At 43.1% G+C, this 24600-nt stretch carries 23 protein-coding genes; 9 read left to right on the top strand and 14 right to left on the bottom strand.

What is annotated here, in order from left to right:
* Positions 1 to 68: 68 nt before the first annotated feature.
* From MKX35_RS16980 to MKX35_RS16970, 3 genes are read right to left on the bottom strand one after another with little or no spacing between them, the layout of a single operon-like run.
* On the bottom strand, positions 69 to 905 hold the full coding sequence (locus MKX35_RS16980) for an ABC transporter permease (RefSeq protein WP_042188906.1): 837 nt from the start codon (positions 903 to 905) through the stop codon (positions 69 to 71).
* Positions 905 to 1681 (bottom strand): ABC transporter ATP-binding protein, encoded by a 777-nt coding sequence (locus MKX35_RS16975; protein ID WP_076283504.1) that lies wholly within the window; start codon positions 1679 to 1681, stop codon positions 905 to 907. The genes MKX35_RS16980 and MKX35_RS16975 overlap by 1 nt, the downstream gene beginning before the upstream one ends.
* Positions 1682 to 1733: 52 nt before the next feature.
* Positions 1734 to 2756, bottom strand: a complete 1023-nt coding sequence (locus tag MKX35_RS16970; RefSeq protein ID WP_076298778.1) for an ABC transporter substrate-binding protein — start codon at positions 2754 to 2756, stop codon at positions 1734 to 1736.
* Between the two features lie 272 nt (positions 2757 to 3028).
* Between MKX35_RS16970 and MKX35_RS16965 the strand changes: the two genes are divergently transcribed.
* Positions 3029 to 4723 (top strand): alpha-amylase family glycosyl hydrolase, encoded by a 1695-nt coding sequence (locus MKX35_RS16965; protein ID WP_076298779.1) that lies wholly within the window; start codon positions 3029 to 3031, stop codon positions 4721 to 4723.
* Here MKX35_RS16965 and MKX35_RS16960 read toward each other — a convergent pair.
* A complete protein-coding gene (locus tag MKX35_RS16960; protein ID WP_042188915.1) occupies positions 4710 to 5378 on the bottom strand; it encodes a hypothetical protein in 669 nt (222 codons plus the stop codon). The genes MKX35_RS16965 and MKX35_RS16960 overlap by 14 nt on opposite strands.
* A gap of 142 nt (positions 5379 to 5520) precedes the next feature.
* On the opposite strand from MKX35_RS16960, the gene MKX35_RS16955 reads away from it, so the two are divergent.
* Entirely contained in the window at positions 5521 to 5760 is a 240-nt protein-coding gene (locus MKX35_RS16955; protein ID WP_042128392.1) for a hypothetical protein, read from the top strand.
* 496 nt (positions 5761 to 6256) lie between these two features.
* Positions 6257 to 6883, top strand: coding sequence for an FMN-dependent NADH-azoreductase (locus tag MKX35_RS16950; RefSeq protein ID WP_042188917.1), 627 nt, complete (start codon positions 6257 to 6259; stop codon positions 6881 to 6883).
* Positions 6884 to 6971: 88 nt separating this feature from the next.
* On the opposite strand, the gene MKX35_RS16945 is transcribed toward MKX35_RS16950, so the two are convergent.
* From MKX35_RS16945 to MKX35_RS16925, 5 genes are all read right to left on the bottom strand, one after another.
* A protein-coding gene (locus MKX35_RS16945) for an IS3 family transposase (protein ID WP_143759361.1) occupies positions 6972 to 8530 on the bottom strand; the annotation gives its coding sequence in 2 pieces (ribosomal slippage) (positions 6972 to 7897 and positions 7897 to 8530; 1560 coding nt in all).
* Between the two features lie 146 nt (positions 8531 to 8676).
* Positions 8677 to 9768 carry a ribosome small subunit-dependent GTPase A gene (gene rsgA, locus MKX35_RS16940; protein ID WP_076283500.1) on the bottom strand — a complete coding sequence of 364 codons (1092 nt, stop codon included), beginning with the start codon at positions 9766 to 9768 and terminating at the stop codon, positions 8677 to 8679.
* 496 nt (positions 9769 to 10264) lie between these two features.
* Entirely contained in the window at positions 10265 to 10936 is a 672-nt protein-coding gene (locus MKX35_RS16935; protein ID WP_076298849.1) for an HAD family hydrolase, read from the bottom strand.
* A 161-nt stretch (positions 10937 to 11097) separates the two neighbouring features.
* A complete protein-coding gene (locus MKX35_RS16930; RefSeq protein ID WP_076298848.1) occupies positions 11098 to 11553 on the bottom strand; it encodes a DUF3939 domain-containing protein in 456 nt (151 codons plus the stop codon).
* 120 nt (positions 11554 to 11673) lie between these two features.
* Positions 11674 to 12270: a DUF2087 domain-containing protein gene (locus MKX35_RS16925; RefSeq protein ID WP_076298847.1), complete on the bottom strand. Its 597-nt coding sequence runs from the start codon at positions 12268 to 12270 to the stop codon at positions 11674 to 11676.
* Positions 12271 to 12449: 179 nt separating this feature from the next.
* On the opposite strand from MKX35_RS16925, the gene MKX35_RS16920 reads away from it, so the two are divergent.
* Positions 12450 to 13454: a YpdA family putative bacillithiol disulfide reductase gene (locus MKX35_RS16920; RefSeq protein WP_076298846.1), complete on the top strand. Its 1005-nt coding sequence runs from the start codon at positions 12450 to 12452 to the stop codon at positions 13452 to 13454.
* Between the two features lies 1 nt (position 13455).
* Positions 13456 to 13899, top strand: a complete 444-nt coding sequence (locus MKX35_RS16915; RefSeq protein ID WP_042188929.1) for a DUF441 domain-containing protein — start codon at positions 13456 to 13458, stop codon at positions 13897 to 13899.
* 77 nt (positions 13900 to 13976) lie between these two features.
* On the opposite strand, the gene MKX35_RS16910 is transcribed toward MKX35_RS16915, so the two are convergent.
* The 3 genes from MKX35_RS16910 to MKX35_RS16900 all read right to left on the bottom strand — a co-directional run bounded on the left by MKX35_RS16910 (position 13977) and on the right by MKX35_RS16900 (position 17308).
* Positions 13977 to 14915, bottom strand: a complete 939-nt coding sequence (locus tag MKX35_RS16910; RefSeq protein ID WP_076298845.1) for a hypothetical protein — start codon at positions 14913 to 14915, stop codon at positions 13977 to 13979.
* A complete protein-coding gene (locus MKX35_RS16905) occupies positions 14908 to 15426 on the bottom strand; it encodes a sigma-70 family RNA polymerase sigma factor (RefSeq protein ID WP_042194048.1) in 519 nt (172 codons plus the stop codon). Before MKX35_RS16905 ends, MKX35_RS16910 begins: the two co-directional genes overlap by 8 nt.
* 133 nt (positions 15427 to 15559) lie before the next feature.
* The gene (locus MKX35_RS16900; protein ID WP_076298844.1) at positions 15560 to 17308 is read right to left on the bottom strand and encodes an ABC transporter ATP-binding protein; all 1749 of its coding nucleotides are present in this window, start codon (positions 17306 to 17308) and stop codon (positions 15560 to 15562) included.
* A 124-nt stretch (positions 17309 to 17432) separates the two neighbouring features.
* Here MKX35_RS16900 and MKX35_RS16895 point away from each other — a divergent pair, with 124 nt between their 5' ends.
* A complete protein-coding gene (locus MKX35_RS16895; RefSeq protein ID WP_076298843.1) occupies positions 17433 to 17948 on the top strand; it encodes an ADP-heptose synthase in 516 nt (171 codons plus the stop codon).
* A 76-nt stretch (positions 17949 to 18024) separates the two neighbouring features.
* On the opposite strand, the gene MKX35_RS16890 is transcribed toward MKX35_RS16895, so the two are convergent.
* The gene (locus MKX35_RS16890) at positions 18025 to 18342 is read right to left on the bottom strand and encodes a HesB/YadR/YfhF family protein (RefSeq protein WP_076298842.1); all 318 of its coding nucleotides are present in this window, start codon (positions 18340 to 18342) and stop codon (positions 18025 to 18027) included.
* 547 nt (positions 18343 to 18889) lie between these two features.
* Between MKX35_RS16890 and MKX35_RS16885 the strand changes: the two genes are divergently transcribed.
* The 3 genes from MKX35_RS16885 to MKX35_RS16875 all read left to right on the top strand — a co-directional run bounded on the left by MKX35_RS16885 (position 18890) and on the right by MKX35_RS16875 (position 24134).
* Positions 18890 to 20638, top strand: a complete 1749-nt coding sequence (locus MKX35_RS16885; RefSeq protein WP_076298841.1) for an ABC transporter ATP-binding protein — start codon at positions 18890 to 18892, stop codon at positions 20636 to 20638.
* A 47-nt stretch (positions 20639 to 20685) separates the two neighbouring features.
* Positions 20686 to 22773 carry an ABC transporter ATP-binding protein gene (locus MKX35_RS16880; protein WP_076298840.1) on the top strand — a complete coding sequence of 696 codons (2088 nt, stop codon included), beginning with the start codon at positions 20686 to 20688 and terminating at the stop codon, positions 22771 to 22773.
* 107 nt (positions 22774 to 22880) lie between these two features.
* On the top strand, positions 22881 to 24134 hold the full coding sequence (locus MKX35_RS16875; RefSeq protein ID WP_076298839.1) for a winged helix-turn-helix domain-containing protein: 1254 nt from the start codon (positions 22881 to 22883) through the stop codon (positions 24132 to 24134).
* Here the strand turns inward: MKX35_RS16875 and MKX35_RS16870 are convergent.
* Positions 24111 to 24575 (bottom strand): hypothetical protein, encoded by a 465-nt coding sequence (locus MKX35_RS16870; protein WP_042188942.1) that lies wholly within the window; start codon positions 24573 to 24575, stop codon positions 24111 to 24113. The genes MKX35_RS16875 and MKX35_RS16870 overlap by 24 nt on opposite strands.
* Positions 24576 to 24600 lie beyond the last annotated feature (25 nt).

Genomic DNA, 24600 nt, shown 5'->3' with positions numbered 1-24600 from the left:
CCCAATAAATAGGTAAAGATATAGACATGTTACAAGATTTTGTGTACGGACACAATATTACATAAGGTTCATCGCCGGGATAACAGCCGCTTCTCAAGATATACCACTAATTGATACATTGCTGTAGCCACGGCCGCGATAATCAAAAGACTGGACATCACTAGCGTGAAATTAAAGACCTGGAAACCATAAATAATCAGATAACCCAGACCCGATTTAGCGACCAGGAACTCCCCTACGATAACTCCTACCCATGACATCCCCACATTCACTTTTAAGGTGGAGACCACCGTCGGGAACGAGGCTGGAAGAATTACTTTAAAAAACACCTGAACTCTAGAAGCTCCGAAGGAACGAACCACCTTAACCAGATTCGGATCCACACTGCAAAAACTATTGTACACAACAAGCGTCGTTATAATCACCGTTATAGATAAAGTAGTAACAACGATAGCAGTGAATCCGGCTCCGAACATGACGATAAAAATCGGCCCCAGCGCCACCTTCGGCATACTGTTAAATACGACCATATACGGATCAAGCACTGCTGATAAAAAAGGAGACCACCAAATGATCACAGCAAGTAGTGTCCCTAATAGCGTTCCTAGTACAAAGCCTACCGCAGTCTCACCTACCGTCATCCCCAGATGCGGCCACAAGCTTCCACTGACCATATCTCCCCAGATCTGCCGGAAGATTTTTGTGGGATAGCTGAATAATAGCTCATCAATCCAGCCCATTCTTGCGCCAGCTTCCCAGAGAACAAAAAACAGCAGTAACAGACTGCTCCTTACAACAATCACCTGATTGCGCCAGCGGTGCTTCGTTTTTTTATAATCGCCATGCAATTGTTGTAGCCACTGTTCACGGGAAGCTAATAACCCCGATTGCTCCGTATGCTTCATTAGCTTTCCCTCCCTGCAATCTCCATCTCTTTCCATATTTCATGAAAAAGCTCCGAAAAGCCTGGCTGATCACGTGCAAATAGCGGAGGTGCTGACCGGATTTGCTCTGGCACTGAAAATACTTTTCGGATCTTCCCTGGATTTCGTTGTAGAAGAATAACACTGCTGCTTACCGCAATGGCCTCAGATAGATCATGAGTAACTAATATTGCAGTTGTCCCCCTGCTGCGTAAGGTCTCAGAGACCAAATCTTCCAGCTGTAATTTGATCTGGTAATCAAGTGCCGAGAACGGCTCGTCTAGTAGAAGGAGTCCAGGATTCGTTGCCAAGGTGCGTACCAGAGCTACTCTCTGCCGCATCCCACCTGATAACTGAGTAGGAAAGGCGTGCTCTTTGCCCTCTAAGCCCATCTCTCGAAGTAGCTCCAACGTCCGCTTTCTGCTCTCTTCGTTCAAGTTTCCAGTCAGCTCTAGTCCTAGAATGGCATTATCCAGAATACTCCGCCAAGGAAAAAGATAATCTTGCTGCAGCATATACCCAACCTCTGGTGAGGGTCCCATAATGGGCTCTCCATTTACGAACACTTCGCCTTGAGATGGCTGCAGCAGTCCTGCAATAATCGATAGGAGAGTCGTCTTACCGCAACCACTTGGTCCGACTAAGCTAACGAACTCTCCTTGCTCGACATTAAGGTTCAGGTCCTCAACGGCCAGTGAAGCTTCACGGTCGCCAAGATAGGCATGCGTTACTCCCTTTAATTGCACTACTGGAAGCATTGTCAGCCCCTCCTTCAATTTACACATCTTATTTAGGATCTTTGGTTCTCTCTTATTTTGAAGTGCTGCTCGTTATGCTCTTCTCAGCTTTCTCAGCAAAACTGTTATTCACTATTTTGTCAGCGGGAACGCGTTCTTTAAGCTCACCAGCATTATCAATGACATCGAGCAAATTGTTCCATTCTTCTTGATCTATAATTGGATTAACCGCATAGGTATCCTGTTCCTTATAACGTTTGACTGCAGAAACCACGATATCTTTATCTGTCTTATCAAAATAAGTCATTATCGCATCCGCAATTTCTTCAGGGCTATGTTCCTTCACCCAAAGCTGAGCACGCTGGATCGCATTTGTGAACTTCTGTACCGTGTCTCCATTTTTACTAATATAGCTGTTCTTAGACATAAACACGGTGTACGGTAAATAGCCGCTTTCCACACCAAACGAAGCCACTACTGCACCTCGGTTCTCACGTTCAAAGATTGAAGCCTGTGGTTCAAACAGCTGCACATAATCGCCTGTACCTGAAGCAAAAGCACCGGCAATATTAGCAAAGTCAATATTTTGGATCAAGGTAATGTCTTTAGTAGGATCTATTCCTTTTTTAGATAAAGTAAACGCACCTGCCATTTGTGGCATTCCGCCTTTTCTTTGCCCCAGGAAGGTAGAACCCTTTACTTTATCCCAGTTAAACGCTCCGTCAGCTTTACGGGCAAACAAGAACGTTCCATCCCTCTGAGTCAGCTGTGCAAAATTAATGACCGGATCATCTGAACCCTGTTGATACACATAAATGGAGGTTTCAGAACCTACCAATGCAACATCGATGGCACCTGAGAGGAGTGCAGTCATGGTTTTATCTCCACCGGGGATCGTCTGTAGTTCTACGTCAAGTCCTTCGTCTTTAAAGAAATTTTGTGATAAGGCAACATATTCGGGTGCATAAAAGACAGAACGGGTGACTTCACCAATCTTCACCTGTACCAACTCTGACTTTCCGCCGCAACCGGCAAGCACTGAAAAGCATAAAGTAATGATCATGAGCGACAATGACAGCTTTTTCCTAATCTTCATTCTTCATTCTCCTTTCTTACCGGGTCCTTCGCCCTTGCTTAAAGCATATGCAGATGCCTACGAAAAGGTTAAAACCTCCAATAACCTAGGGAAATCCAAGATTACCATGATACTAGCGACTTTTATTGAAGGAATGGATAAATATCGTTTAATTTGCTGTTTTTGTATCTGTGCAAACGTTTTACCAATGGGGATGCATTCGAGTACTATAGGAAATAAAGCGCTTTCCATTTCTTGAATTAGAAAATTTGCAATAGAAGGAGTTATTACATATGTATAAAGGTGTTACATTCAAAACCAAAAAAATCACAATATGCTCTCTGGTGGGCATCAGTCTAACCACATTACTGCTGTCCGGTTGTTCTGGTAATCAAAGCAACAAAACATCCATTGCCACGCCCTCCCCTAAAGCAGACTCCATTCAGAGCACCGCTACACCTCAAGCATTGATAAATAAGTCGGATGAACAACCTTCCGCTGTTTTTTATGAATTATTTGTTCGTTCCTTCTATGATTCAGACGGCGATGGCATTGGAGATCTAAAAGGGATCACCCAAAAGCTGGATTACTTAAATGATGGGAATCCTGAAACCACGACTGATTTGGGGATTGGCGGGATTTGGCTCATGCCCATCAACCCATCACCAAGCTATCATGGATATGATGTAACCGATTATCGTGCGATTAATCCTGATTATGGGACGATTGAGGATATGCAGGAGCTAATTAAAGAAGCGCATAAACGAGGAATAAAAATAATTATGGATTTGGTTGTGAATCATACCTCCAAAGAACACCCATGGTTCGTAGACTCGGCTAAAAACAGTGACAGCAAATATCGCGATTGGTACGTCTGGGCTGAAGATCAAGGTCGTCCCGCAAATGGAGCCAGCGCTGCTGGCGGTGGGAGTGCGTGGCATTCTATACTTGGCAGTCATTATCTGGGCGGATTTTGGGAAGGCATGCCTGATCTGAATTTCGATAATGCAGAAGTTCGTACTGAGATGAAGGACATCGGAAAATTTTGGCTGGAGCAAGGTGTGGATGGCTTCCGACTAGATGCTGCGAAGCATATCTACGAAGATCTTTTGAGTGATAAAAGTGAGGCTACTACCGCTAAAAATGTGTCCTGGTGGCAGGAGTTCCGCAAGGCTATGAATGAAGTAAATCCAGAGGCATATATAGTTGGCGAGGTCTGGGAGAATTCTGCTGTCACTGTCGGAGCTTATTTAGATCAAGCTTTTAACTCAAGCTTTAACTTTGGCTTAGCAGAAACACTGGTGAACTCTGTAAAAACTGAAAAAGACAGCGGAACGGCCTTTACGCTGGAACGAACCTATAAATTGTATTCCAAAATATCCGATAACCAATTTACCGATGCTACTTTCTTGACGAATCATGATCAAAACAGAGTCATGAGTCAATTAGACAATAACCCAAATCATGCAAAAATGGCAGCAGCCCTACTATTAACTTTGCCTGGGAATCCTTTTATCTATTATGGTGAAGAAATTGGAATGCGCGGTGTGAAGCCAGATGAAGGACTTCGAGAGCCTATGAGATGGAGTGCAGCTGATCAAGGAGAGGGGCAGACTACTTGGGAGGCCGGACGTAATAATGCGGGTGCGATAAACGTTGATGTTGAGAGCCAGCTGAATGACAGTGGTTCAATGCTAGAAAGATATCGCGAGCTTATTGCGCTAAGAAATGAGATTCCTGCGCTCCGGGATGGCGGAATCCGTGACTATGCTTCTGGCAATCCCGGGGTTATGGCTTACGAACGACTAACAACACAGGATCAGGTGCTCGTCGTTCATAACCTTACTGGAGAAGAACAAACTATTGTACTACAACCCAATGTCGAGGGTTTCTCTTACTCCAAGATCCTAAAGACGATTGCTGTCAAATCGATCTTGAATTCAGATCAACTTACCCTCCCTCCTTATTCAACTGCTATTGTGGAGTGAGAAATGCGGAAGAATGTAACACCCACTTTGTTACTGACCCACATAATTGAGCTTTTGTAATCGGGAGGGCTATAAGCCAGTCTTTGGATGGATCACTGCTCATTCGTAACAACCAGCCACTGGAATGATCGCCTAAGAAGCGTGCTTTCTGGAAGCTCCATCCACTGTCACTGGACGTACAGAGTCGTAATTCTCCTTCCGCCATGAAGCACTTCATTACCCGTGCTAGTTGGATGGAATGTACATCATCCCCTGTCTCTGCTGCTAAACAATCTGAGAGCATTTGCAGCGTGGATGAGCATGAGCTTTTTTTCAGCTCCTCAAATTTTCTTTTTGACATTAGTAATGCCGGAATCCCGTGATTAAAGAGCTCCTTCATGTTCTCACATTCGAACAGCTGAAGACAAAAGCTCTCCGTTTCACTTTCATCCTTTAATTCATAGGGCAGGGTTTCCGGGTTACTATTGCAGATTACTAGTATCCGGTCTTTATGTATTTGCAGACACAGATCCTTCATTTCCTCCTTCTCTTTATATTTCAATCTACAGATCCGTTCTGCGTTTAAACCTGTATGTAACTGATCCAGAACTGCTTGCCCCATTACTTCATCTGGAAATAAAAAATGCGTTAAATCGGCCAATCCATTGTCATTCACATCATTGTATCCTTCCTGTATTTCATATATATGTATATTAATCTAACAATCTTTATGTTATCATAAGCTAATTTTAAGGTAAAATTAAGAAACAAAGGGTATTATCATTAACATGAAATACTTTTAGCGAGGTGTCTTCAAAATGAGAATGCTCATCACATTTCAGAACAAACTTGTACCTGTGTATTTCACAACAGAAAATAAACAGCCCACTCAAAAAGTACTTAGATTACTTAACAGTACGTTGGAGCTCAAAATTCAAAAGGGCAAGAATGCTATCCAGAAATGCCTGAATTCATTAATTAGTATCGAAATTAAAGGCTCTGAGGCTATATTGCACAGTTATAGTGAGAATGATTCATTGGCGCTATCCCTCTATTAATAGAGGGGTAGTTTTTTTGTAAAGTTTCTTTTATCCTTTGGCAGACAAAACAGCAAGTCTCTGAAAGAGACTTGCTGTTTTTAAGTTTTGCAGCTTTAGTAATGAATGATTACACCAGGATGGGACAATATCAGCTAATCTTATAGTTCTTATTCTCTGCTTTTTCAGCTTTCTGTATTCGAAGTTTAAAGAGTCTCACTAAATTTTGGCGTGTATGCTCTTCGTGACAGCTATCCAATTTCTTAATGATAAACCGATCAATGGACATGTCCATCGCTCCTTTTAATTCATTCAGATCCTTATGAATATAGGGAATATTTTCCTGTTTCCTTGTAAGTTTATTAACCGGGATTTCTATTATTCAAACTCTTGTTCCTTTATAAAATACTCTTTCCCCCCTAAAAAAAATCACAAAAAAAAAATTTACAAACAAAAAAATACATGCTATATTATTTATAGTTAATATTAAATACACACATCCAAGGGAGCAATCATAATGTCTAATGTTTTATTTATCAAAGCAAACAACCGTCCAGCAGAACAATCCGTAAGTGTTAAGCTTTACAATGAATTTTTGGAGAACTACAAACTTAACAATCCAGAAGATGAAATCACTGAACTTGATTTGTTCGCAGAGCAACTTCCTTACTACGACAATACCCTGATCACTGGTATGTACAAAGCTGCTCAAGGTTACGAACTAACAGCTGAAGAAGCAGCAGGTGCTGCTGTAGTTAATAAATATCTGGAACAGTTTATCGCTGCTGATAAAGTAGTATTCGGTTTCCCACTGTGGAACATGACTGTACCAGCTGTATTGCATACTTATGTCGATTACCTTTGCCAAGCTGGCAAAACATTCTCTTACACTGCTGAAGGTCCAGTTGGTCTTTTGACAGGTAAAAAAGCAATCGTACTGAACGCTAGAGGTGGCATTTATTCCGAAGGTCCTGCAGCAAGTGCTGAAATGGCTGTAAACTTCATCGTTGGTAACCTTAACCTTTGGGGTATCAAAGATATTACTCAAGTAATCATCGAAGGTCACAACCAACTTCCTGCACAATCCGCTGAAATTATTGAGAACGGATTGCAATTGGCTAAGGAAACTGCAGCATCGTTCTAATACAAGCTATAAGAGAATTTAATAAAAAAGGGTGACCCTGAGCTGAACTGCACCCCGTCAAGTAGACAGTACAAAAAATAAAAGTAGTTTAAGCGGCCTTAGTCCTAAATTCAATGGGACTGAGGCCGTTTAATTTTGCCTGTAACCGTTCGTTATTGTAAAAGTGAATGTAGGTATCAATATCTGTTTGGAGTTCTTCAAAGGTCTGGTAGGTATGTAAGTAGTACTTCTCACATTTCAATGTTCCCCAGAAGGATTCCATCGGCCCATTGTCAATGCAGCAGCCTACTCGGGACATGCTTTGCTTCAGTTCTGCATCGTCCAGCATCTTCTTAAAATGCAGAGAGGTATACTGGAAACCGCGGTCGCTATGGAGTAAGGTTCGGCTCTCCGACGCTGCCTGCAATGCTAATTCCAGCGTGTTAAAAACTAGCGAATTATTATTGGAATGGCCCAGAACGTAAGCAACAATGGAATTGTCATACAGATCTTTTATTGCACTTAAATACGCCTTCTTACCCTTGCCGTATTTGAATTCTGTTACATCCGTTACCCATTTTTGGTTTGGAGCTTCCGCCTCAAAATTACGGTTCAGCACATTCTCCGCGACCTGCTGAGGCGTGGAGCCTACATACTTCTTTCTTTTTCTGCGGATGACAGACTGGATACCTTGGCGTCTCATGAGCCGGTATACTCGTTTTGCGTTAATAGATTTGTTCATTTGTCTGCGCAAATGCAGGGTCAATTGACGATACCCAAAGGTTCGTTCCACCTTCTCATACAAGAGAAGCATAGCCTCTGTCAGTTTCTCGTTTTCGGTCTCTCGGGAACTGGGTTTGCGATTCAACCATTTATAGTAACTTGACCGTGAAATCCCTACGATTTCACACATAAGTCGAATGGAGCAAGACTGTTCCTGCTGAACGGCTTGAATGGCCAGATAGATGATCTCCTGGCGAATGGTTCTTAACGTCTCCTCCTTTCGAGTTCCTCTAACTTTTTTAGAAAAGCATTCTCCGCACGCAGGCGTGCATTCTCGTACTCCAGCTTTTGCATCGCGAGTTTGTGGCGATCTGCTTCCGTAAGTTCTTCGGGCGCTTTAGTACGTCCTCTGCCGTCTCGTAACGCCTCTTCACCGCCTGCTTCGTACTTCTTTACCCAGCTATATACTTGTTGGTAAGACACGTGAAAATGGCTTGCCGCCTTCGTGTAGTCTTCTCCGTTCGAAAGGCAGTACAGCACGATATCTATCCGTTCCTGCCAAGTGGTTACGCGTCCTTTGGTCATAGCTTTAGATCCTCCTGAATGAGCTGTTAAGCTGTTGCTATGACCATTATACTTCCTAATCCAGTTGGCAAGTTGGGTTGAACTTGCAATCTTATACTTGCAGATGATTTGGTTTTGTGACAATCCTCCCTCGAGATAATCCTTAACGGCATGGAGTTTAAGTTCTGCGGAATACGTACGGTTGTGGATTCGAACTTCCAGCCCTTCGTACCCATACAATTGATAACGTTGCCGCCACTTCACTACAGAGGTTTTGGATAATCCATATTTTCGGGCCGCAGCTTTCAAACCAATGTCGCCCCGTTCAATTTCTTGGAGAATCGTTAATTTTTCGAGTGCCGTATACTTCTTTTGTTCCATAAAAATACTCCCCATACAGCAGCAGGTTTTTATTATTTCGCCTGTCTACTATATGGGGAGCATATCAAGCTCAGGGTCACCCTTTTTTTGACTTTCTAGCCTATTGGAACACTACTCTTGGCTCCGTCGCTGTCTATAAAGTTCTTCTAATACTCATCAAGTTCTTTACGCCAACCGTACCCTCTAGTCCTTGTCGAATGAACTTTAGAAGAAGCTGCAGTTTTTCTCTTGAGCTTCACCTCTTTGGTGCTCTGGTACAGCAGCTCCCGCTGTGTCTTTCGGTAGTTCAGCAGTCTCTTCTCTTCGAGCTCACCGTTATGAACCGCTTCAAGTACCGCACAGCCCTCCTCACGTTCATGTCTACAGTTACTAAACCGACATGCAGCAGCTAAGCTGCTAATATCACTGAACGCCAGATCTAATCCACCCTCATCTTCCCACAGCTGCAGCTCACGCATCCCTGGTGTGTCTACTATGATTCCTCCGTCCGGCATAATAAACAGTTCACGGTGGGTAGTGGTATGACGTCCACGGCTATCTCCTTCTCTTACATCCTGTGTAAGCTGAAGATTCTTTCCACATAACCAGTTGACCATCGTAGATTTGCCACAGCCTGATGAGCCCGTTAGAGCTACTGTCTGTCCACTCCCAATGTAAGGCAGCAGCTTCTCACGGCCATTATCTTGCAGTGCACTAACCGCATGAACTGGCACACCTGGTGCGGCGCTTTCCATTTCGGCAATTTTACTCTCTGCATCTAGGCAAAGATCTGCTTTGGTCAGCAGAATGACTGGATTGGCCCCGCTGTTCCAAGCCATGATTAAGTATCTCTCCATCCGCCGAACATTAAAGTCATCATTCAAAGCACTGACCAGAAATAAAGTGTCTACATTCGAGGCAACAATCTGCTCCTCTTGTGTGTTACCAGCCACCTTGCGAGAGATAACACTATGCCGAGGCAATATCCCATGTAAAATCGCATGCTCGCCGCCATCCTGCATTGAAAGAGCCACCCAGTCGCCGATCGCTGGAAAATCACCTGAAGCGACAAACGTATGTCTCAACTTGCCTGATAGCTCCCCCCATGTCTCTCCCAAATCAGTCATCACCCTATACTTACTGCCAAAATCGCCTACAATTCTTCCGGGAACAAGCCGTTTATCCTCCGTCTCCTTCCACTTTTCATCCCATTTTGAACTCCAATTTTCATTCCAACCATATTGCTGTATGTTAGTCATTTGAATCCTCCTAAAGATCTGTTTAAGTTTTTGTTTTTATTTACCATGTACTGCTAGCATTTTCCGAGAACACAAAAAGCCGTCGGAATTTAAGACTCCGGCGGCGGTCACACTTCATGAACTCTTCTAGAACGAAAAGGACAAAAAGTGTACACATAATCAGGAAAATGTCTCATCCTAAAGACAAGGATAAGTTCATTTTCCCGTGCGATATATAGAGAAATAGACAATTAACTACAATTCCTATCGATTCTATATACGCAAAAAAGCCGCCGGACCCAATACGGTTCCCGCGGCTCTAATAAGCGTAATAGAGCTTACCTGCTAAACTGCACGAATAACTTATTCGGCAGCCGCTGTTCCCGGAAGACACGTATCCACAACAGTTGAGTTCATTACATTTAAAACTGTCATAAAACATCGTCTCCTTCCGAAATAAGATGCTGTTATCATAAACGGCGCTGCCGTATAATGTCAACTATAAATTTTGATAAAATTACAAAATGGACTTAAGCTCATTCAACTCGTATATTATCTTCCAAGGTTCTATGTCCAATTGATCGTCCCAAGTATGTTTTCTTTGCAGCCAAATGCCTTGTAGCCCTGCTTTCCCTGCACCCCAGATATCATTCACGGGGTGATCTCCAATAAACAATGTCTGATCCGCAGTAACTCCCAATCTGTCTAATGCAAGTTGATAAATCTTAGGATCGGGCTTAGCGATTTCTACTTCTCCAGAAATGACAATAGCCTTGAAGTACGCTCGCAGGGCAAGGGTATCAATTTTGGTGTTCTGGATATCTACTTTGCCGTTGGTAACCAGACCAAGTATATAACCGCGCTCTTTGCAGTACTTTAGAACGTCCACAGCATCCTTCATCGTAGCACCATGATTGATATAGCTTGCATCATAATACGCACGAATATGTTCAGCCGTAACTGGTGTTTCCCAAGGCAGTACCTCGCTTAGCTCTACGAAGAATCCGTCCTTATCACGGTAACCATCAGCATCTCTGTGAATCATATCTTCTATTACTTCCTGCGCTTCTTCAGCTTCCAAATGTCCTAGAAAATCCTGAACAAACTGAGTACTAAAACTGCGAAATGTATGGTCACGATCCATTAAAGTATTATCCAAATCAAATAATATAGCTTGTACTTCTTTCATCAAGCGATTCCCCTTATATGCTGTTGATTATAAAATTTAACTTACAGAAATCTATTGTACTATGCCTTTGGAGACAATGAAAAGACCATTCTGTAAAAAAGGAACAGCTGTCTCCCCTTCTACCGAACAGTCTTTATAGGCTTTATATTTGATTTATTCATTTACTCAAAATGCTCCGCACGATGTGTCAGCATCATTTCCTCTTCTGTGATATACAGTGGGAAAGGAGGGGTTTCTTTGAGATAACTTTCTGTGGCTAGCAAACGATAATGGACCTCAGGTAACCATGCATCTTCAACAAGTGGCAGCTGACCTGTATCACTGATGTAATTGTCTACAGCGGACTGAACCATATCAAGGTAATACGGAACAAGCTTATCTTGTTCCTCGAAAACTTCATAGGTCTCGCGTGACATATAGAAATTCTGCTCTGGAATTCCTCCTAAATACCGTTTTAGTCTGCTCAAATCTATTCTTTTGTCGTCAAGGATTAAAGCTGTTCTATTAATGAGCGCAGGCATATCTTCTTCAAACTGTCTGATCGCCTGCTTGACTTGGGTTAAGGTAACGGTAATATGATCTGATTTGGGTTGCTTTTTTGTGCGTTTAAATAACATAACGAAAGTCTCCTTTCTAAATATGTCTCAGATAACGCTTACAATTCCATTTTATTCGAAATTCGAATAATTAATCAGTACATTTCAAATCGACACAGAATGTTAATATTTAAAAGATCATTATTTGACATATTCCCACCGAGTCCATACTTCTCGAGGATTTAGTTCATACTTGTCCTTCTCACGATACATAAACTGATGCATGATGAATTCACGACGAATAGTGGCGAAATCTTCATGAAACTGCTTAATAAACTCATTGATTTCCTTTTCCGTATAAACAACACCTGGCTCCAGCTTCTCAACCATGTATTGAAGCGCTATCAATTTCTTCTTGTATTGTGCGGGAATTTGCCGCAGCCGGCCATCTTTAGAGAAAAAATTACGAATTACAGTATCCTGAAGACTATTCTCAGGCAATTGCTCTTCCATATTTTCAGCTCCTTTCGAAAAAATAAATTGCAGTGAAGCTTCAGCCCCATTATTGATAAACTCCGGATTCAACTTAAAGTAAACTGTATTTTTGTCGCGTCTTTCCATTATTAGAGCCGCTTCACGTAATTTAGCCGCATGATGAGTGACTGTGGGCTGCGATAAATTCAACTTCTCAGCCAGCGCTTGCCCGTGCATTTCTCCTTGGGACAGAAGCAACAATAAGCGAAGGCGCGTTGGGTCAGCCAAAGCTTTATGATAGCTCACTATTTTTTCTAACTGCATTGGGTTCACGCTCCTAGAATTTCACAATAAATCGAAACATTAGATATATATCTAATTATATAATAATCAACACTGTTCTTGCAATGGTTATTATACTCAATCTGCTCTTATGGAAAAATTCATGAATTTAGGGTAGGATTTAAAGAAAAGATAGTAACAATCAGGAGGTAACCCACTGTATGAAAGATGTAATTATTATCGGTGCAGGTCCTTGCGGCCTCTCGGCAGCTATCGAATGCCAGCGCCAAGGACTGTCCAGTCTCATTATCGAAAAAAGCTTTATCGTACACTCCATTTATTTGTATCCAACAAATATGCAATTCTTCAGTACCGCTGAGTTATTAGAAATCGGAGACGTTCCTTTCACCTCGACCAATGATAAACCATACCGCCATGAAGCTCTTGTCTATTACCGCCGGGCTGCGAAGCAGTATGGTCTAGATATCGCCGCTTACGAAGAAGCGTTATCCATTGAGCCTCTGGAAGATGGAACCTATGCTGTACATACGTCCAATATGCGTGGTGAGCATCACACACGTATCACTGCAAATGTCGTTATCGCTACAGGTTATTTTGATCAACCGAATATGATCGGCATTCCAGGGGAAGAACTTCCTAAAGTTACCCACTATTTCGGTGAAGCCCATCCATATACAGGGATGAAAGTTACTGTCATTGGTGGCAGTAATTCAGCGGTAGATGCAGCACTGGAGCTTATGCGCGTTGGAGCTACAGTAGATATGGTCTATCGTGGTGAGAGCATTTCCTCGAATATTAAGCCTTGGGTTCGGCCAATCTTTGAAGGGATGGTACAAAAGGGTAAAATCACTCTACATCTGGAATCACGTGTAACTGAAATTACGGCTAGTTCGGTTATAGTTACGAGTCATAATGGAGACAAAAAATCCATAGATAATGATTTCGTCCTTGCTTTGACTGGCTTCCGGCCTAGCCGGGTGCTTCTCACTTCTGCCGGCGTAGTTATGGATGACGATATGGATAAGCCAGCTTTTAATCCTTTAACTATGGAAAGTAATGTTCCAGGTCTTTATGTTGCTGGAGTAATCGCTTCAGGCCGCAATGCGAATGAAGTATTTATTGAGACAGGACGTGGGCATGGTAAACTTATCGCAGATCACATTCTTGCGAAGCGCAGTTCTCACAATAAGGAGTTGAACGTTTAAGATGGACATGACCTCTTTGCTTTTGCTTGGTCTTGCTGCGCTCGGTATTATAAGCAGTAATTCCCCTGTAACAATAGCAATGGTCGTCCTACTACTGCTAAGAGTTCTTGGCCTGCAGCAGACCTTCCCTTGGCTTGAGAAATATGGTTTAACCATTGGGATTATCATTCTTACGATCGGAGTCATGACGCCCTTGGCCAGCGGAAAAATATCGCTACAGATGGTCGGTCAGTCCTTCCTCCACTGGAAGTCTCTTCTTGCGATTGCGATCGGCATTCTCGTCGCTTATCTTGGTGGGCGCGGAGCCATCCTTATGACCAACCAGCCCACAGTTGTTGCGGGTCTCCTGATCGGAACAGTGATTGGCGTTGCATTGTTCAAGGGTGTCCCTGTAGGACCGCTTATCGCAGCCGGTATATTATCGCTCTTGATTGGCAAAATGTAAAAGGTGGAGCAACCATTCAACACAAAAATAGAGCAGCAATTCTCCACTATCGAGAGAATCGCTGCTCTATTTTATTTTTATTCAGCCTGAGAAATGGACTGTGGAATTTCCTGAGACGATCGTTTTTCTACAAACAATAGATCACCAACCCCATGCTCTGTTTGAATTTTTTTCAGTTGGGCCAAAGCTTCTGCTTCTGTATTGAAATACCCAGCTTCCACTAGGAATAATCCCTTCTGATCCTTTAATACGCGCACGTTCTCTAACCCGAATAACATCTCTTCAGCCATGCCTTGACTCTCGCCGGAAGGCTCTGAGATTGTTCTAAGTGAATAGATAGAAGTTCCTTCTTCCACGTCACCCTTCTTATCCTTCAATGTAATCGCCACCTGTGCCGGATCCTTATATTCCTTCACCTCATAAGCAACTGGCTCTTTGAAGGTTACATTGAAACGTATCATCGAGTCATCCAATGTAATTAAAGGATAAGCATCTTGAACATACTTGCTTTCTTTTAATGTCTCAAGATCTTTAACAGCTGAGAAGTTCCTTGCCCCACTCACGGTTACGGTCATTGTATAAGGATTGTCAGTGAATTTTACGTTATAAGAGCTTGCAAGGTCTTGTGTATTGTCCGAATTTGCAAAGTTTAAAATCATTTGATCACTGTTCTTCTGATGTTTCAACGAAATGAAATTGACATCTACTCCATCCTGAATCGTGCCGCCGCCTGCACTTCCATCCGTAAATTTCAATACACTTACCAGCTTACCGAGAACGGGCACTTGATTCATACTATCTGCGAAGGCGGGTACCGTATTTACACCCACTGTAAAAGAAATGATAACTGCTGCTGCAACTGATCCTGTCCATTTTAATCCGCTCATTTTTATTCCTCTTTTCTGTTGTTTATAGCGTTTTCCTCTTTCAATACCTTTTCGAGAAGCTTGTGATAGTTCTTCGGGGATTTCAATATCGTTGTATGCTTTCTGTAAACGTTCAAGTTGATTATCCAAAGTACTCACTCCCCTTCATATTAATTTTTAATTTCCCTAATCCCCGATAGATGACGGTTTTCACTGTACTCTCTGGCATGTCCAATACCCCGGCAATTTCCTTTATGGGCAAGTCTTCAAAATACCTCATCACAATGATCATTCTTGATCTTTTATCAAGAACTCTTAGCGCCTCCTGAAGATCAATGACATCCTCTATGGGTTCTGAAGCGTAGCTGCCTTCGGGATCTTTCTCCATATACACGATTTTTTTAGATTTTCGGATAAAGTCCAAGGCACAATTGACGGCTATTTTTGTGAGCCAAGTTTTAAAATATTGAGGTTGCTGCAGTTTATGAATTGAGATGAACGCTTTATAAACGGTCTCCTGTACAATCTCCAGCGCATCATCCTTATTCCTCACATAGGAGTACGCCATACGGTAAAGACGCTCTTGCATCCCGTCTATCAATGCAGTAAAGCTGTCTTCATCACCCGCTATCGCCTTTTCCTCCAGCTCTGTTGTATTCAAGTTCTCACTACCTTTCATGTTGCTTATATTTTTTAGACGCACGTGATATTCAAAAAGACTCAAATGGATTTAAAAAAATGGCCCTCTCTCCCGAGAAGACCACCTAAGTAATTTATTATAATGTTAGATCTTATCATGTATCCAAATGCTGTACGTTAAACAATCTCGCATAACTTCCGTCTAGTCCCATTAGTTCCTCATGTGTACCACGTTCTGTGATTTCACCGTTCTCAAGCACCACGATCTGATCAGCATGTGTAATGGTAGACAGTCTATGCGCAACAATTAGTGTAGTTCGTTCCGACGAGAGGGATTGCAGCGCTTGTTGAATTAAATGCTCTGATTCCAGATCCAGTGCTGACGTAGCTTCGTCTAATATAAGAACCTTTGGGTCTTTAAGAAACACCCTTGCTATGGCTACCCGTTGCTTTTGCCCACCGGACAGCTTCACTCCACGTTCTCCCACTTCTGTATCATAGCCTAGCGGCAGCTGCTCAATAAAATCATGCGCATTGGCAGCTCTCGCCGCCGAAAGGACTTGCTCCTCTGTAGCATTAGGATTGCCGAACAAGATATTATCTCGTACAGACCCACTAAATAAGAAATTATCTTGAAGCACCATCCCAACGGCTCTTCGCAAACTCTCCTGCGTCAAACCCTGTATATCCTGACCATCCATCTGGAGGCTACCTTTGCTTATGTCATAGAATCGCGGGATCAAGCTTATGAGAGAGGACTTCCCGCCACCACTCATTCCAACAAAAGCGACCGTCTGACCAGGTTTGATACTTAAATTAATATCCTTCAGTACCCAATCATTCTCTTCGTTGTATTTGAACCAAACATTATGAAAATCAATTTCACCACGTGCATTCGTCAGAGGTCTTGCTCCCGGTTTATCCACGATATCATAAGGCTCTTCTAGCAGCTCTAGCACCCGTTCAAGGGAAGCCGAGGCTTGCGTGAGCACTGTCGAGGAATTTATCAATCGACGCAGAGGCGCATACATCCGGTCCAGATAGCCGAAGAAAGCAACAAAGGTTCCCACAGTCAAATTGCCATGAATCACTTGATAACCACCGTATCCGATGACTAGCAGTGGTGCAATATCCGTTAGTGTGTTAATAATCGCGAAGGTAATCGCATTCCAACGAGTTTGAGCCATCGCTTTTTTGAGAAAGTTACCGTTGATATCTTCGAACTGCTTCTGATCCACTTTTTCCATGGTGAAGCTGCGGATGATCGAAATGCCTTGAATCCGTTCATGAAGATAGCCTTGAATGCCAGCCAGAGCCTGTGAACGGTCTTTCGTTAACACCTTAAGTCGTTTATATAGTTTACTTACCGCAAAGGCGTAAAACGGAAGTACAGCGATAGATACTAGCGCCAGAACTGGATTCAAATAAAACATAAAACCAAGCGCAAACACTAGCGTAAATAAATCCAGCCATACATTCATCATTCCGACTTCTACTAAATTTTTGGTCTGTTCCACATCATTTATAAATCTTGAAATCGCTTCGCCCACTTTTGTATTCTGATAATACCGCAGCGACAACCGCTGTAAGTGACTGTATAGCTTATTCCGCATATCGAACAATATCTTACTTGTGATCAGCTGTGCAAAATACTGCCGGTAATACTCCACCGGTCCCCTTACAATTACGAATAAAACAAAAGCGCCTCCGAGGATGAGCATCAATTGCGATACCCGCTCCTGGGCACTCATGGCAGGGTTCATCAGCAAATCATCGACTACGTATTTCAGAATCATAGGCAGTGTCAACGGGATGCTGAACTTGATCATACCTATAAAGAGCGTAAACACAATCCATTTCATGTAAGGCCGTACAAAAGTAAAATATGATTTCCATTGCTTCACAGGGATATTCTGTCCTTTCTCTTTACTGAGTTGCTAAGTACAGTTGACTTTTGCGCTCTACAGTGTTTTTATATTTTTAAGTCCATAAGTACGATAGCAGTACCCGAACTTCAGGAGGATAAAGATGTCTAGACAATTTGTGACGGAAGCCGTCATGATGGCGATTTACGGCCAGCTTCTCATATCGAGCAGCCCTGTAGAATATATAGTGCCTTATACGACCGTGATGGAATTATACGAACTGCGGGACAGTGATGATCCGTTAATGAACCGTCCAGATGATGACAAGCATGTCAAACTCAAGATTGGTGAGCTCATTGCCTATTTTGAAGAGCCACTTAATGCTAAAAAAATCAACCGCTGTCTGGCCGTTCCTTGGGCAAAAAGCTCTGGTATTCTACTAGGCGGACAATCAAAGATTACCATCATTAACAGCATGGATACCGCTGTCTACGGCGAAACGTTCGATCCTATCGAAACGGAGCTTCTATTGTCCTCACAACGTGAGAAGGTGCCTATTCTTACAGATCAATTCGAGCTGATTCAACGCATTATTGAAGGTGGAGTCCCTGTTCAAGTATACGACATTGACGATTTCGATTTTGCTATGGATGAAGAAACGTTTCGCAATTCGCACTGATTATATCAACACTAGAAAAAGCCCTGCCTTTTGGCAAGGGCTTTTCACATTAGTAAAAAAAACAAAATTAAGACATTTAAACCTGTACTCCGCCAGGCACCGATTTGGCTTCATACTTATATTCAATGTCATCGTCTGCCTCAGAATACACAATAGTTAAGCCGTAACCTTCCATATACCATAAGTCCTGCTCTTCCATGTAGAACACAATACCGTCTTGTTCAACTTGTATTGCCGAACGTCCTGGTGCCTCCGTCCCGATACCCAGTGAGAAACCAGGGTGAAGTCCACCTCCCGAGCTATAGCGGGGAAATAAACGAATATAGTCTCCATTCTTAAGATCCAGTTCTCTTTTAAACCAAGCTGCCGCTGCTTGACTAATTTCCATGTTCATCTCTCTCAGCTCCTTTGTATAGTCTAATCATACTGAAAATGAATCGATATTCAAATACCTTTATACAATTAATGTTTTCCCAAGCTCCTCAAAAATTAGTTTGACAACTTTGCGAACCGAGTGATAAACTCTGAACATAACTAACGGTCTACTAGTTATTACCAAAAGTTATTATTAAATCAATGAAAGGGGTGAGCGCGGTGTTTACGAAGTTACAGCCATATCAAATAACTATTGTTGGAATTTCCAATCAACCGAATACCGAAGCAGCCCAAGTGGTGAAACCATCCTGAAGTTCCCTGCGAGTGTAATTGATCGTATAACTTTAGTTCTTGAAGGTCTCTCACATGCCTGGTGCTGTATAGCACCGTGCGCATGATAGCTGTAAATTACAGGCATATCGTCCGTTTTCGGATGATATGCCTTTTTTTGTCGGTTGTCATCTTTGAAGGACGACAACGTCGTTTTTTCTTGGCTGTCGAGATAACCACTTGCGCTTTTTTCCAACATCACAGCTAGTACTTTAACTCGAAAGGAAGGGATTTACTTGTTCTCCGTTCTCCGTAATCTCGGCTGGTTCTTTCGCCGAGAAAAAAGGCGTTACCTGATTGGCCTTATCTTACTTATTGGTGTAGGTGTTCTTGAATTATTCCCCCCACGTCTGCTAGGCAATGCCATTGACGACATAGTACGCGGTTCTATTACTACAGCATCGTTAGCCAAGTACATCGGTATGATCCTCATTTTGCTGCTAGTCATTTATTGGATTACCTACATATGGATGCACAAATTATTCGGAGGCTCCAACCTCGTAGAGCGCCTGCTGCGCTCGAGATTTATGAATCATTTGATGACCATGACCCCGTCGTTTTTCGAACGCAATAGAACCGGCGACCTGATGGCTCGGGCAACCAATGATATCAGAGCTGTCTCAGCTACCGTTGGATTCGGGATGCTCACCCTGGTGGATTCTACAATTTACCTCACTGTCGTACTATTCGCAATGGGTTTTCTTGTCAGCTGGAAGCTGACACTTGCAGCAGTCTTACCATTACCACTAATTGCAATAGCTATGATTTTTTATGGTAAAGCGATCCATGATCGTTACAGCTTAGCACAAGATGCGTTCGGAGATATGAATGATCAGGTTCTCGAGTCTGTCTCAGGTGTGCGAGTTATCCGTGCTTATGTACAAGAAAGACTTGATGAGAAGCGATTCTCAGATATTACAGAAGATGTATACAACAAGAACATGGCCGTCGCCCGTGTCGATGCCTTCTTCGAACCGACGATTCGGTTCTGCGTAGGGCTCAGCTACATTATCGGTCTTACCTATGGGATTTATCTTGTGTTCCGTAATCAGATCACCCTAGGGGATCTTGTCTCCTTTAATATGTACCTCGGAATGATCGTTTGGCCGATGTTCGCTATTGGAGAGCTTATTAACATCATGCAACGTGGTGGCGCTTCTCTCGAACGTATTGATGAGACGCTAAACTCCAAAGCGGATGTTCAAAGTGCTGACAATCCGGTTCAAGTTGCTAATCCTACCCGAATTGAACTTAACGATGTGACCTTCCGTTATCCCTCATCGACGATTGACAATCTAAGCAATGTCAGTCTGACCTTAAACCAAGGGCAAACACTAGGTGTAGTCGGTCGTACGGGAAGCGGTAAATCAACGCTCCTCAAACAGCTGCTTCGTGAATATCCGACAGGTAATGGTGAAATTCTCATCTCTGGAGTTCCGATTCAACAGATTTCATTGGATCAACTACACAGCTGGATGGGTTATGTTCCTCAAGAGCAGATCCTTTTCTCCAAATCAGTACGTCAGAATATTCAATTTGGTCTAGACAACGCGGATGACGATACGATCATGAAAGCTATCACAGCTGCCGCCTTCCAAAATGACTTAGGAACATTATCCGATGGTTTAGATACGTTGGTTGGTGAACGTGGAGTATCCTTATCCGGTGGACAAAAACAACGTGTATCCTTATCCAGAGCCTTTATCGCAAATCCAGATGTACTGATTCTGGACGATGCCTTATCCGCTGTTGACGCTCGTACTGAAGCTCAGATCATTGAGAATATTCGCCAAGAGCGTGCGGGAAAGACTACATTGATCTCTACGCACCGCCTCTCTGCTGTTCAACATGCCGACATGATCGTCGTACTTGATAACGGACATATCGTGGAACGTGGTACGCATCAAGAGCTGCTGGATCTGAATGGCTGGTACCGCGAGCAGTATGACCGGCAACAAGTAGAGAATAATTTATCGAATGATTAAAAGACATACTAGCTATGACTATGCAAAACTTTTAGGAGGTGTCACCGTTGACAAAGAGTACAGGCAAACGCCTGCTTGAATACGCATTGACCGCAAAAAAAACCTTTATCGCAGCCCTTCTACTCCTCTCCATCGGGGTAGCGGCTGAACTGGCAGGTCCATTTATTGCCAAAAGCATGATTGACAATCATATGTTGGCCATCGAAAAGCCTTATTTTAGTACTGCATCACCAGATGAGGCGGTTCAGTATAACAACGCTTATTACAAACGCGGAGACCGTTTTGAACCCGGGGAAGCTAAGGGTCAAGAAATTCGCATTCTTCAATCGGGACGAAGTTTCTACTTTATCAATGAAGCCGTAACACAGTCCGATGGTGAGAGAAAGTTCAGTAATGGTGAAATGCATATCACGCGCGGCCAGGATGAAGTCATCTATCCTGCGGTTAAACTTTCAGCGGATGAACTGTTTGATTTTTACAAACCTGAGCTCCCTGGTATTTATCAGCTGGTCGGTTTGTACGCTATCTTCCTGGTCATCTCGATCTTTGCCGAATTCGGTAAAACCTATTGGCTGCAATCTTCGGCGAATCAGGTAATCCGAAAACTACGAACAGATGTGTATGCGCATATCCAGCGACTTCCGGTTTACTTTTTTGACAACTTGCCAGCAGGTAAGGTAGTTTCACGTGTAACTAATGATACCGAGGCGATTAAGGATCTATTTATTGCCGTTCTCTCTAATTTCAGTACTGGTATTATTAATATTACTGGTGTATACATCGCCTTGTTCTTGCTCGATGTTCGGCTAGGTCTGATCAGCTTGTTCATCATCCCGATTCTTATTCTTTGGATCGTGCTCTATCGCAAAATCGCTACAAAATACAATACGATCATCCGCTCACGTCTGAGTGAGATCAACGCTATCATTAATGAATCGATTCAAGGAATGTCCATTGTTCGTATATTCCGCCGTCAGAAGCAGCTTGGTGAAGAATTTGAGCATCTGAACGATGACTACTTGAAATATCAGAATAAAATGCTGAATCTGAATGCCTTCACCTCCCACAACCTGGTGAACTCTCTACGCAGTCTCTCTTTTGTGATGGTGCTTTGGTATTTCGGACATGGCAGTATTACGGGTTCTACATTTGTATCTTTAGGTGTTCTATACGCTTTCGTCGATGTGCTTGGACGTTTGTTCCAACCGATTACAGGTATGGTGAATCAGCTTGCAAACCTCGACACTTCTATGGTGTCTGCGGGTCGTGTGTTTACTCTTATGGATGAGCCTGGGGAGAATGTTACCGATGGTTCCATGCCGCGCTATAAAGGAAAAGTGGAGTTTAAGAACGTATCTTTTGCTTATAAAAAAGACTTCGTCCTTCGCGATATTTCCTTTGAAGCACGCCCAGGCGAAACCGTTGCTCTAGTAGGTCACACCGGTTCCGGAAAAAGCTCGATCATCAACTTATTATTCCGGTTCTATGATCCACAGAAAGGTGAAATCACGATTGATGGCCAGAAGGTTACAGATATTCCGAAGCAATGGCTACGCAATCACATGGGGATTGTTCTTCAAGACCCTTACCTCTTCACTGGTACTATTGCTTCCAATGTCAGCCTGGGGGATGAACGAATCTCACGCGAACGGATTGAACGGGCTTTACGGGAAGTCGGAGCAGATAAATTGCTGGCCCACCTTCCTCAAGGTTTTGATGAACCGGTTATTGAAAAAGGGAGCACCCTTTCTGCAGGTCAGCGGCAATTGATTTCGTTTGCCAGAGCGCTCTCCTTCGACCCAGCTATTCTGATTCTTGATGAAGCTACCTCCAATATCGACACGGAGACAGAAAGCGTCATTCAAGATGCATTAGAAGTCCTCAAAAAAGGACGTACCACATTCATCATCGCGCACCGTCTATCTACAATTCGCAGCGCAGATCAGATTCTTGTTCTGCATCACGGAGAGATCGTAGAGCGCGGTAGCCACGATGAGCTGATGGCACTCGGCGGTAGATACTTCCGGATGTACCAGCTACAAGTAGGTGCTGGTTCTAACAGCATAGACAATAACAATGGTGCACCCTCCCGACCTTCGTTAGGCAGCTTGCAACCATCGTTAGAGAAGATGTAATCGATCCCCTGAGTCACATCCTGTGATTCAGGGTTTTTCTATACTTGATATTAGAACGTTTGTTCTGTAAAATGAAAAATAATACATATAGGTGAAGGAGGCTTTTGATGCGTACATACACTATAACTAAGAAGCAAGCTCGACTTTTTCTCCTGGCTCACCAAAAGTTAACTAGGGGCGCTCTTCCTGCCGGTAAACTTAGTGTTTATGATTACGTTCGTCACGTAGGCTGTATCCAATATGATCCACTTAACATCGCAGGCCATAACCATGAGCTTGTCCTCCAAGCACGAGTTCCCGGTTTCACACCTGAGCAAGCCCAAGAGCTACTGTATCAAGACCGACTTCTAATAGATGGCTGGGACAAGAACATGTCCATTTATTGTACAGAGGACTGGCCTTATTTTAAACGCAGAAGAGAGGCATCAGCCACACGCCATCGGGCCAATGAGCCAGTAATGGCTACAGTAGAACAGGTTCGTGAAGAGCTATTAAAGCGCGGTCCCCTCTCCTCTCTGGATCTAGATGGTAAGGATAAGGTGGATTGGGCTTGGGCTCCGGCTAGATTAACCCGGGCCGCTTTGGAAAGTATGTACTTTTGGGGGGAAGTCGTCGTTCATCATCGTGTTCATACCCGTCGGTATTACGATTTCACTGAACGCCTGCTTCCTCATAATCTTTTAAACACTGAAGACCCTAACCCCACTGATGAACAATTTAATGATTGGTATGTGCTGCGTAGAATAGGTAGCATCGGACTGTTATGGAATAAATCTGGCGACGGATGGCTTGGAATTTCTGGTCTAAAGAGCAAGGAACGTACTGAAGCGATTCAAAGACTGTTAATGGCGGACAGTCTCAGAGAAGTTCTAGTGGAGGGTATTAAGCTTCCACTCTACATCCGTAGCATGGACGCTCTAACTTTAGAAGCTGTAATACAGCAGGAGTCTGAAGATGCTGAGAGTCATTCAAGTTATTCGTTTGCGGCTGTCTTGGCTCCACTCGATAACTTGATATGGGATCGAGAGCTGATCCGACAATTATTTGGATTTCATTACCGCTGGGAAGTCTATAAACCAGCCTTGGAACGGGAGTATGGTTATTATGTACTGCCTATATTATATAATGATCGTTTTATTGCGAGATTTGAACCGGTGATGGATAAGAAGAGCCAAACATTGAACATTATGAATTGGTGGTGGGAACCAGGTGAACACCTAACGCCAGAGATGCTTCCGGCATTAGGCGAAGCTCTATCTGCACTGTCACGCTGCGTTAGAGCTTCTAAGATTCATTTTAGACCGGAGGTTGTAGAGGAGTGCGGATTAGAAGGGTTATTAGTGCAAAGTCTCCTCTTCTAACCCCAGTTTCGTGAACATTTCTGTACAATAGCCTTGTAATTTGATTTCTAGCCTTCTTGCTTTATTTTTGAATCGTTTTAACTCCTCAATCATTTTCGCCCTTCCAGCGGGGGTGAACGTTTCTTGTATCCGTTCCTTGAAATAATCATGAACGATATGGTTACGCTGCTTCCACACTTCTTCTAGCTGAGCGGTTTCTTGCTCTGAGAAAGGAAAGTGATGCTGGATTTCTTTGATGAGTTGACCGAGTGAATTGCTGAGTTTTCGCTGATACAAATCAGTCAGATCTGCTTCAGTGGGCGTCTTCCCTTGTGATAATTTGGTGAGCAATAACAAATTGGTCAACTGCTGTTCTAGAGCTTGACCATAATAAACTGCTAGTCCAAAATACGCAAATAACTCCTTGGATTGTTCACTCTCTGGTACTTGTGTATGCTTCATCTTTCCCCTCCACTTCTATTCGGCC

This window comes from Paenibacillus sp. FSL R5-0923 (genome assembly GCF_038009145.1).
Taxonomy (GTDB): Bacteria; Bacillota; Bacilli; order Paenibacillales; family Paenibacillaceae; genus Paenibacillus_AQ.
Note: the sequence above shows the minus strand (reverse complement) of the source record. Positions and strands in the feature narration are given on the sequence as shown.

Bases quoted from the DNA above. Each gene is read 5' to 3' on its own strand.
- MKX35_RS16925 (WP_076298847.1), bottom strand. From the start codon at position 12,270: ATGCAGTTAGAAAAAATAGTGAGCTATCATAAAGCTTTGGCTGACCCA.
- MKX35_RS16970 (WP_076298778.1), bottom strand. From the start codon at position 2,756: ATGAAGATTAGGAAAAAGCTGTCATTGTCGCTCATGATCATTACTTTA.
- MKX35_RS16915 (WP_042188929.1), top strand. From the start codon at position 13,456: ATGGACATGACCTCTTTGCTTTTGCTTGGTCTTGCTGCGCTCGGTATT.
- MKX35_RS16935 (WP_076298849.1), bottom strand. From the start codon at position 10,936: ATGAAAGAAGTACAAGCTATATTATTTGATTTGGATAATACTTTAATG.
- MKX35_RS16870 (WP_042188942.1), bottom strand. From the start codon at position 24,575: ATGAAGCATACACAAGTACCAGAGAGTGAACAATCCAAGGAGTTATTT.
- MKX35_RS16950 (WP_042188917.1), top strand. From the start codon at position 6,257: ATGTCTAATGTTTTATTTATCAAAGCAAACAACCGTCCAGCAGAACAA.
- MKX35_RS16930 (WP_076298848.1), bottom strand. From the start codon at position 11,553: ATGTTATTTAAACGCACAAAAAAGCAACCCAAATCAGATCATATTACC.
- MKX35_RS16890 (WP_076298842.1), bottom strand. From the start codon at position 18,342: ATGAACATGGAAATTAGTCAAGCAGCGGCAGCTTGGTTTAAAAGAGAA.
- MKX35_RS16920 (WP_076298846.1), top strand. From the start codon at position 12,450: ATGAAAGATGTAATTATTATCGGTGCAGGTCCTTGCGGCCTCTCGGCA.
- MKX35_RS16975 (WP_076283504.1), bottom strand. From the start codon at position 1,681: ATGCTTCCAGTAGTGCAATTAAAGGGAGTAACGCATGCCTATCTTGGC.
- MKX35_RS16965 (WP_076298779.1), top strand. From the start codon at position 3,029: ATGTATAAAGGTGTTACATTCAAAACCAAAAAAATCACAATATGCTCT.
- MKX35_RS16875 (WP_076298839.1), top strand. From the start codon at position 22,881: ATGCGTACATACACTATAACTAAGAAGCAAGCTCGACTTTTTCTCCTG.
- MKX35_RS16980 (WP_042188906.1), bottom strand. From the start codon at position 905: ATGAAGCATACGGAGCAATCGGGGTTATTAGCTTCCCGTGAACAGTGG.
- MKX35_RS16895 (WP_076298843.1), top strand. From the start codon at position 17,433: ATGTCTAGACAATTTGTGACGGAAGCCGTCATGATGGCGATTTACGGC.
- rsgA (WP_076283500.1), bottom strand. From the start codon at position 9,768: ATGACTAACATACAGCAATATGGTTGGAATGAAAATTGGAGTTCAAAA.
- MKX35_RS16955 (WP_042128392.1), top strand. From the start codon at position 5,521: ATGAGAATGCTCATCACATTTCAGAACAAACTTGTACCTGTGTATTTC.